Origin of the sequence: Sphingobium sp. (assembly GCF_041987595.1) — a bacterium.
GTDB lineage: Bacteria > Pseudomonadota > Alphaproteobacteria > Sphingomonadales > Sphingomonadaceae > Sphingobium.
Window position 1 is genome coordinate 1 of sequence record NZ_JBHIWJ010000138.1, and the last position, 8,526, is coordinate 8,526.

An 8,526-nucleotide genomic window follows, 5' to 3' on the forward strand; every position below is an offset into this window, starting at 1 on the left:
ACGCTCACCGACCCTTCCTTCGGCCTGCGGCGGCAGTTCCGCCGACAATATGGGCGCGCTGGCATGGACCTCGGCACGGACATGCGAGGCGACCAGGCGGATGATCCGTTCGACTTCGCTGGGCCCAAGGACAATATCGGTGTCGACGCGCCCCTCGCCCAACAGATCGAGCCGCAGGGCACCGTCGGGATTGACCATGATCTCGATGACGCGGGGATCATCGAGCGCGGCAGCGATCGCCGGGCCCATTGCGCTGTGCAGCATGGCCTTGCGCCGTCCGGCTGCCGTTTCATCGCGCGCCGTCGCCGTGGATGTTTCGTGCCTGGTCACCCCTCGCCTCCTTTAGCCGATGGGGCAGCGATCGTCCGCTTGCCAGTCGCAAGCTGGCGGCCAACCTGGCTGATGAACGCCTCGAAGCGCTGGCGTCCCTGGGCGCGTCCAACCTCGTCATTGTCCCCGAGCGGGGGCGTCACCATGAGTTGGTAGCGGATGAAGAGAGCCAGGCTCTCGACCATTATGTCGATGTCGCGGCGGGCGGCTGCCAGTTCCTTCGACAGTTCATTGAGGCGCATGCGCAGCGCCGCTTCTGCCTCGCTGGCGCCGCGATGGCGCAGCCATGTCCGCAACGCATCGTTGACCAATCGGCTTTTGTTCCCTGCATGGCCGGTAGCCATGGCATCGAGCGCATCGCCGATCTCGCGGTCGATATAGAGATTCTGGCGGATCTTGGGCGCGCGCTTCATAGCCCCAGCGCCTTTTCATGGGTTGACGCGACATCGATGGCGTGGCCGCGAATGACCGGCGCCATGCGCTGCGCCTGCGCCATGGCGCGCTTGTCGGAAACGACATCCTCATCCTCGACGATGGAGCGATCCACCTCCGGTTCGGAATCCTGCCTGTCCCGCCGGACCTCATTTTCAAGCGCCGGATGCCGATGCTGCTCGCGCCCGCCTTCGTCGGCCGCCTGCCTGGTCTCGGCGGGAGCGACCACTATACTCCCCGCATCGCTATTCGCGCTCCAGTCATCCTTCCGGGACGGGGGAATGTCGGAATAAGCCCTGTCGTTGAGCAGCGGCGGCGCTCCGACACGAGCTGCGAAATTCGGGTCGCTATAATAGCGTAGCTTCTTCGCGCGGATCGGCGCCATGCCGGCAACGAGAACCAGCTCCTCGTCGGCCGAAAGCTGCATGACTTCTCCGGGTGTCAGAAGCTGGCGTGCGGTTTCCTGGCGGCTGACCATGACATGGGCCAGCCACGGCGCCAGCCGATGCCCCGCATAGTTGCGCATGGCGCGCTGTTCGGTCGCCGTCCCCAGCGCGTCGGATATACGCTTCGCGGTCCGATCGTCATTGGTCGCAAAAGCAATGCGAACGTGGCAATTGTCGAGAATGGCGTTGTGTTCGCCATAGGCCTTCTCGATCTGGTTGAGGCTTTGCGCGATCAGGAAGGCCCGGATGCCGTAGCCGGCCATGAAGGCAAGGCTCGTTTCGAAGAAATCCAGTCGGCCAAGCGCAGGGAACTCATCCAGCATCATGAGGAGCTGGTGCCGGCTTGTCGTCCCGGCCTGCTGGTCGAGCCGTTCGGTAAGGCGCCGCCCGATCTGGTTCAGGATCAGCCGGATCAGCGGCTTGGTACGGCTGATGTCGGAAGGCGGCACCACCAGATAGAGCGAACAGGGCTGCGTGCTCTCCATGAGATCGGCGATCCGCCAGTCGCAGCGCGACGTCACTTGCGCAACGGTGGGATCGCGATAGAGGCCAAGGAAGGACATGGCGGTCGAAAGCACGCCCGATCGTTCATTCTCACTCTTGTTCAGCAATTCCCGGGCGGCGGAGGCGACGACGGGATGGACCTGCGGATGCTCCTTCGTCCCCAGATGGTTGGCGGTCATCATGAGATGGAGCGTTTCCGCAAAGCTCCGGCGGGGATCGGAAAGAAAGGTCGCCACATGGGCGAGCGTCTTTTCCTCCTCGGCATAGAGAATATGGAGAATGGCGCCGACCAGCAGGGAATGGCTGGTCTTTTCCCAGTGGTTCCGGGTTGTCAGCGCGCCCTCGGGATCGACGAGGATATCGGCGATATTCTGGACGTCCCGGACCTCGTCCGCGCCACGGCGAACCTCAAGCAGGGGATTGTAGCGGGCGGAGCGCGCATCCGTTGGATTGAACAGCAGGCAATGCGAGAAGCGGGCGCGCCAGCCTGCCGTCAGGGTCCAGTTCTCACCCTTGATGTCGTGAATGACTGCGGACCCGGTCCAGGACAGCAGGGTCGGCACCACCAGGCCAACGCCCTTGCCCGAGCGCGTGGGCGCAAAGGCCATGACATGCTCCGGTCCCTCATGACGCAGATAATGGTCGCCATGGCAGCCGAGCATGACGCCGGCCGACCGATACAGCCCCGCCCGCCGGACATCCCTGGGACTCGCCCAGCGCGCCGAGCCATAGGTCGTCACCTGCCGGGACTGGCGGGCGCGCCATAGCGAACCGAAGATGGCGGCTGCGCAGCCGACGAACCCGCTGGCGGCAGCCAGCGCGCCTGCCTTGTCGAAGACGATCGGCGCATAAGCGTCGAAATGATACCACCAGGGAAAGAGCGACCAGGGGCGATAGACCGGGATGTCGCCGAGCATGAACCAGGCGGATCCGAGCTGGGGCTGATAGGCGAGCATGGCCGCCGCCCATTGAGTGGCTGCCCATAGGCCTGCAAGGACGATGGCCAGCACAATGAGGATCTGGCCGATCAGCAATTTGGTCGGGGTCACGGCTTTGCTCCCGCCCGCCGGACTGGACCGGTTCGAGCGGGTTCAAGAATCCGTCACAGCGCCTCAGAAGGACATGGTGCAGATCGGCCCAGATCGGCTCAATTCGGACGTCATTTACGGATTTAGGCGATCATCGCCCGATCGATCAGGCCCCGGCATCCACCCGCAGCTGTTCGATTCTCTCGCGTGCCGATATTTCGACGGCATCCCGCAACATGCGGACGGACCGGGCAATCGCCTCCAGATCCTCGACGCTGATGTCGTACGCAGCCGAGTAACGCGCTTCGACATAGGCGCGCTTAAGAAGTTCGAACAAGCGACGATCTGCTCTTGTGCCCCTTGGCCAAGCGGAGATCAGACGTGCTTCAATGTCTTCGGCCAGGGATCGAAGAAATTTGATGTTATGGGAGCGCGGAAAATACAGTGTTCGGACGAGTAGAAAGCAGATGTATGCTCTCTCCGCTGCTTGATGATAAAGAAACGCAGCGTCATTCCATTCACCTTCATCCGTTGCGAAAGCAGCGAGTTTCAATGCACTATTGGTCTTTCCAAGCCAATCCTTCAAATAAGTGGACGCCATCCCCCAAGCATCAATCGGAGTAAGGGGCTGTGGAAGCGTCAGGGAATACCCGGGCAACTCGTACAACGCGATTCCGTCGCGCGCGATATCGACCCAGAAATATTCGCCGTTCCGCAGACCCTGATTCACTTCATCGAGCGTATGGACGATGATGTTGACCGGCCGGCGCACAGCGTCATCGTGCAGGATCTTGTCCTCGGCGACATACCAATAATCGGCAATGTCCGTAAGGTCGGCATGGCTGACGATGATCAGCAGATCGAAATCGGACTGATAGCCATTTTCAGGTTCATCGACCCAATCCGTGCGCGAATAGCTCCCAAAGAGGATGATCTTCAGAATCCGTCCGTTACGCTTCCAGGACTGGCTTGCCCGCGAGGTCGCCTCGGCAAATTCGCCAAGGAGAATTTTCTGGACCCGCTCCAACTCGCCGCGCTGGATATCCGGCAGGTGATCAAGATCCGTTTTCATGTCCGGATTCTCGCGGGATTTCCTTCCCTTGGCAAGCACCTATGAACTTGTCCTGGAGAAGCGAAGCGTGCACAATCGTGGGGCAGGGACAAGAGCATCGCTTCCCGGCCACGGCTGTTGCATTTGCTTGCCAAGCCAAGAGCCTTTTGAACAACTTTCATGACGATTGGGAGTGATGAAGATGGCAACAGGAACCGGTGTCTTGACGGCCCATGTGCCGGTGGGATGGCCGATAAGATCGATGCCCCGGTCGCTCGCATCGAACGTTCACGAAGGTGGATCATGAAGCAGGCTCTGGCGGCATGGATCGACCTGGAGGAAGAGCGGCACAAGATGACGCTTGAAGCCTTGGCAGATGTAGATGCGGGCCGGGTGATCGATCATCAGGATATTCAGGCTGGGCTGACAGCCTTGCGACCGACAGCCAGCGGCCTACGCCCACAGCGTGAAGATTCAGTGGACCAGCAAGGCCTCGTCGGTTCCTTTGCGCCTGGGGCCGGCGGCACCTGATGCATCCTCGCGTGTCGTATCGCGAGCGGCAGTCTCCACGTAAATGAAGACGGTCTTCCCAAGGTCAACTGATCGTCGGCCCGCCTCGACCCCGCCCGAAGGACCAACTCACGCCATCTTCGCGCATCAGGCCCGACACGCTTCGGCCGACACGCCGCTCCAGCACTGGCCGCCAGGGCACAAGCGCGAAATCCCGCGACCTTTCGAGCACCGCAAAGCGCCCGGAGATCAGGTCGACGCGCCGCCTGTATATGCCCTCCAGCTTCTCGCCCTCTGCGGTCTCGGCGAATGGCAAGGCCAGTTCGCGTGACAACTGGCCCGCCACGCGCAAAAGTTCACGGCGCCGCAAGGTCGCGAGCAAATCCCTGCGATAGCCGATCTCGCTGCCGTCCCGCTCGGCCAAACCCTCTTCGACCAGCCATTGCCGCCGGCGCGCCAGCGCATCAGCCATGTCTCGGCCAAACCCCGCATTGCGCAACTGGGGAGGATCGCCGTCGAGCAGCGTGCGATCGAGCCAGGTTGCGGCATGGGCGGTCGCCAGTTCCGCAACATCTATTGGCGAGAGCATCTCGACCATGACGGGCTGGGCTGTAAGTTGCCGATGCTCGAACGCCGCGACGCGCTTGAGATGGTCGGGGGCAATGACCCAGGTCCCATCGCTCGAACGCCCGGCAACCTCGGCGCGCGCAAGTGCTTCGAGCCTGCGGACATGCGCCTCCACATAGTCCGAACGCGCGTCCGGGTCATGGCGGCGATGCGCTTCGCGATCATAGCGCCCGCCATTGCCAGCCGCGATGGCGGCGATCGTTCGATCGACCTCGCGGACGACCGCTTCCCTCGGCCTGATAGCGACGACCGCGCCGCCTGGCTGAGGACCGTCCCCCTCGACCTTTGATGGTGGGAGCCAATCGCCGGTTTCGCCCTTGCCGACCCGCACATAATGAGTGCGTCCGTCGACACCGTCGATCAGCAGAAAATGACGGTCCTCCAGCTCATCGGCAAGCCCGCGCATGAGTATGCGCCCGATGAGCGGCGAGGCGCCTGCCTCGGCCGGATCATAGATAAGCTGGTCGGCGCTTGACCGCTCCAGCCGCAGCCGCGAAAATTCGCGCTGCATCGTGCGGATGATGTCTCCCCGTTCACCCATGGTGCGGAGGACGGATTCGAGATCTGGGTCAAGCCGATAGCGGCCGGTGGGCAAAGGCTCGGCCAGCCCCATGCGCACGAGATGCCCAAGCCTGCTCGCCTGCAGGTCATGCTCGAGAGGATCGCGGGCAACGGGATTGACGACATGGCCATCGGCGATGCGGAGCAGCGAACGGTCAATCGATGTAAACCTGTCCTGCGTGATCTCGGAGCGTCGCGAAACAAGAATTTCTCGGTCGCTTCTGGGGCCAAGATCCAGTTCGACGAGTTCCGCCGCACGCTCGCGCAATCCCCTGCCGATATAGTCGCGCGCTATGACAAGATTGTCGCCATCCTGATCGACACCCCGGAGCAGGATATGGCTGTGCGGATGGCCTGTATTATAATGATCGACCGCGACCCATTCGAGCCGCGTGCCGAGATCCTCTTCCATCTGTGTCATGAGACGGCGAACAAGGGGTTTGAGATCCTCATATCGATCGCCATCCTCCGGCGCGACGATGAAACGGAACTGATGCCTGTCACCGCTGCCCTTCTCCAGAAAGGCCTTGCCGTCGGCATGGTCCTCCCCGGGACCGTAAAGCGCGCTGCGCTCACCCGCCCTATTGGTTCCGTCCCGCTGCAGATAGCGCAGATGGGCAACCGCCCGGTTCCCGCCCTTGCCGCCCAGCCTCACAAGCCGCGCCTTGACGATGACACGCCGGCGCCGGAAGAACGCATTGCTTGTCCCAACGCTAAGCAGCCGGCCGATGCCAGCGCCGCGCCCATAGCGATGGCCGGAAAAACCGGCTCGTCCCTTTCGTCCTGGCCCCGCGCCGCGCGCCAGATTGGCGGCGGCGACCACCCTGCCGGCATAACGCCGCGCCTTGGGCCCACGCGACGCGCGCTGCCGTCCAAGCCGGGGCGCGAAATCCTCATCATCGGCCATCGCATGGTTCCTGCTCTGGCCCCTCTCGTAGCCAGAGTGCGGCATCTTCCGCGCCATGGGAAGCGGTGCCGCCAGAAAGCCCGGAAATCCGCGCCTTTCAGATGAACTGGGCACTGGACAAGCGCCCATCCCGAAATATGGCACCAGGAAAAATGATGTGCAGACAAGAGGTTAGACGGCCTCTGGTGCCGGCACCTTTATCTTGCCTTATGCCGCCCCCCTCCCGCTTCCCTCTGCTCTCCCCGTCACCTTTCCTCGATCGCGACTATTTTGCCACGCGCGACTGCCTCCCAACGCCATAATCGAAACACCCGTCTTGCCGCTTCTCCCCCCTTCCTCCGCCAGGCAATTCGAGGCAGCCTAGTCTCGCGATTCCTGTCCTGGTCCCGTTCGCGTTGAAGCGCCAGGTTTCGTGGACAAAGGGTATCCATTGTCGGGCAGGGACGAGAATGGCGATGCCGACACATGCCTTTCCGATCTACTGACATCGAACTGCGATGGAATGCCATCTCCATGTCCGGGACCAAGGTCGGAGCATTGAGCAAGGAACGGAATTTATCTTCAAATTGGAATGATTTAGCGGCTTGCAACCTTTCGAATTCTCCGTGTAACCCATTGGCGGGGTTTACAGGGGTACAATATGAATCTGAAGAACGGCGCGTCCAAATGGACGCTGCTCGCTGGCGCGAGTCTCATCACCGCGCTCGCTACCGCTTCGTCCGCGCAGGCGGCCTGCACCACCACCAACGGCATCGTCACCTGCACGGGCGACAACCAGCCCTTCACCATAACCTCTGACACCCAGACGATTATTGCGCAGGACGCGACCGTTACCGGGTCCGGTCTGTCCGCAATCCGCCTGAACAGCACGCGAGCAAATCTCGTCGTCAATGGGACGGTCAGCGCTACTGGCGCTGCTGGGCTTACCATCCAGAATGGCGACCGGATTCTTAACTACGATCCCTATGCCGGAGCTGCATCGCCGAGGCGATACTATTCCTACCCCTACCTCTATCCCACCGGTCAGGCTAGGATTCTGATCGGAGAACAGGGCGTCATCAGTGGCGATACCGGTATCTGGATCGAGCGGTCGAGCAACAACTATCTGGGCGGCTCCACGGCCTCGATCGACAATAGCGGCCTGATCACCGCGACCTCGGGAAGCGCGATCCGTGGTCCCTCCGGTCTTTCCGGCGTCAGCTACACATCGATCACCAACCAGGAAAGCGGGACGATCCACGGCATTGCAGCACCCATCGAAACAATCACCAATGCCGGCCTGATCGACGGGCGCGGCAATGCGGCTATCGACGTTGGCCTGCGCTATGACAGCTTCTTTGCCAGCTATGGCCTGTCATACATCATCAATAGCGGTACAATCACTTCCACTGCCGGGGCGACGATTATCGGGCAACAAAACCCGCTTTCCATTAACAATAGCGGTCTGATCGGCAACAGCAATGGCGGCCAGTCGATCCATGCCGGATCGAACCTGTATCTGACCAATTCGGGCACGATCAAGGGCAATATCGTGGCCAATGGCGCCAGCACGATCGACAGCACGGCAGGCACCATCAAGGGTGACGTGCTGCTGGGCGATGGTGATGACATCATCATCGCCGCGCTCGATGAGAATAACCGGCTGACGACCGGGATCACCGGTCAGATCGACGGCGGCGCTGGCACGAACGCCATTGCTCTCACTATTGCCGCCGATGCCACGCTGACCGGCGCGCCGCTGCTGCCGACCCGCTTTTCCCTGCTGCAGGCGGGCCTCACCAATCAGGCGAAGCTTACGCTCGACACCAATTTCAGCGGCACGTCGCGCCTCTATGTCTTCGGCACGGGCACGCTACTCAACCAAGGACTGATCGATACACAAGGCCGGGCCATGGAGGCTTATGGCTCCGGCTATTCCTCGCCACTCAGCCTGCAAAATGACGGCACCATCAAGGCAAGCCTGACGAGCGTGACCGACGCCGCCGTTTCGATCGATGGCGTATCCCTGACCAACGACGGCAGCATCGAAGCGACCGGCGGCGCGGGCGTGCGTGCCATGATCGACGCGGGCAAGCGGGTGCACTCGCCGGAGTTCCACGCCGACGGGGTGGACTTCGCCGGCAGGCTGGA

The 8,526-nt window shown here is 61.9% G+C and carries 5 protein-coding genes and 2 pseudogenes; 2 read left to right on the forward strand and 5 right to left on the reverse strand.

What is annotated here, in order from left to right; translation table 11 throughout:
- The 4 genes and pseudogenes from ACFC3J_RS20935 to ACFC3J_RS20950 form a co-directional block, all read right to left on the reverse strand.
- Positions 1-264 (reverse strand): annotated as a pseudogene (locus ACFC3J_RS20935) (P-type conjugative transfer ATPase TrbB); the annotation flags it as partial.
- 62 nt (positions 265-326) lie between these two features.
- Positions 327-743: a CopG family transcriptional regulator gene (locus ACFC3J_RS20940; protein ID WP_375197921.1), complete on the reverse strand. Its 417-nt coding sequence runs from the start codon at positions 741-743 to the stop codon at positions 327-329.
- A complete protein-coding gene (locus tag ACFC3J_RS20945; RefSeq protein ID WP_375197922.1) occupies positions 740-2,761 on the reverse strand; it encodes a conjugal transfer protein TraG in 2,022 nt (673 codons plus the stop codon). The genes ACFC3J_RS20940 and ACFC3J_RS20945 overlap by 4 nt, the downstream gene beginning before the upstream one ends.
- Before the next feature lie 145 nt (positions 2,762-2,906).
- Positions 2,907-3,812 carry a HEPN domain-containing protein gene (locus tag ACFC3J_RS20950; protein ID WP_375197923.1) on the reverse strand — a complete coding sequence of 302 codons (906 nt, stop codon included), beginning with the start codon at positions 3,810-3,812 and terminating at the stop codon, positions 2,907-2,909.
- A gap of 225 nt (positions 3,813-4,037) precedes the next feature.
- Between ACFC3J_RS20950 and ACFC3J_RS20955 the strand changes: the two genes are divergently transcribed.
- A complete protein-coding gene (locus ACFC3J_RS20955; protein ID WP_375197924.1) occupies positions 4,038-4,322 on the forward strand; it encodes a CopG family ribbon-helix-helix protein in 285 nt (94 codons plus the stop codon).
- Positions 4,323-4,386: 64 nt separating this feature from the next.
- Here ACFC3J_RS20955 and rlxS read toward each other — a convergent pair whose 3' ends face one another.
- On the reverse strand, positions 4,387-6,396 hold the full coding sequence (gene rlxS / locus ACFC3J_RS20960; protein ID WP_375197925.1) for a relaxase/mobilization nuclease RlxS: 2,010 nt from the start codon (positions 6,394-6,396) through the stop codon (positions 4,387-4,389).
- A gap of 640 nt (positions 6,397-7,036) precedes the next feature.
- Between rlxS and ACFC3J_RS20965 the strand changes: the two are divergent.
- Positions 7,037-8,526: pseudogene (locus ACFC3J_RS20965) on the forward strand (hypothetical protein); the annotation flags it as partial.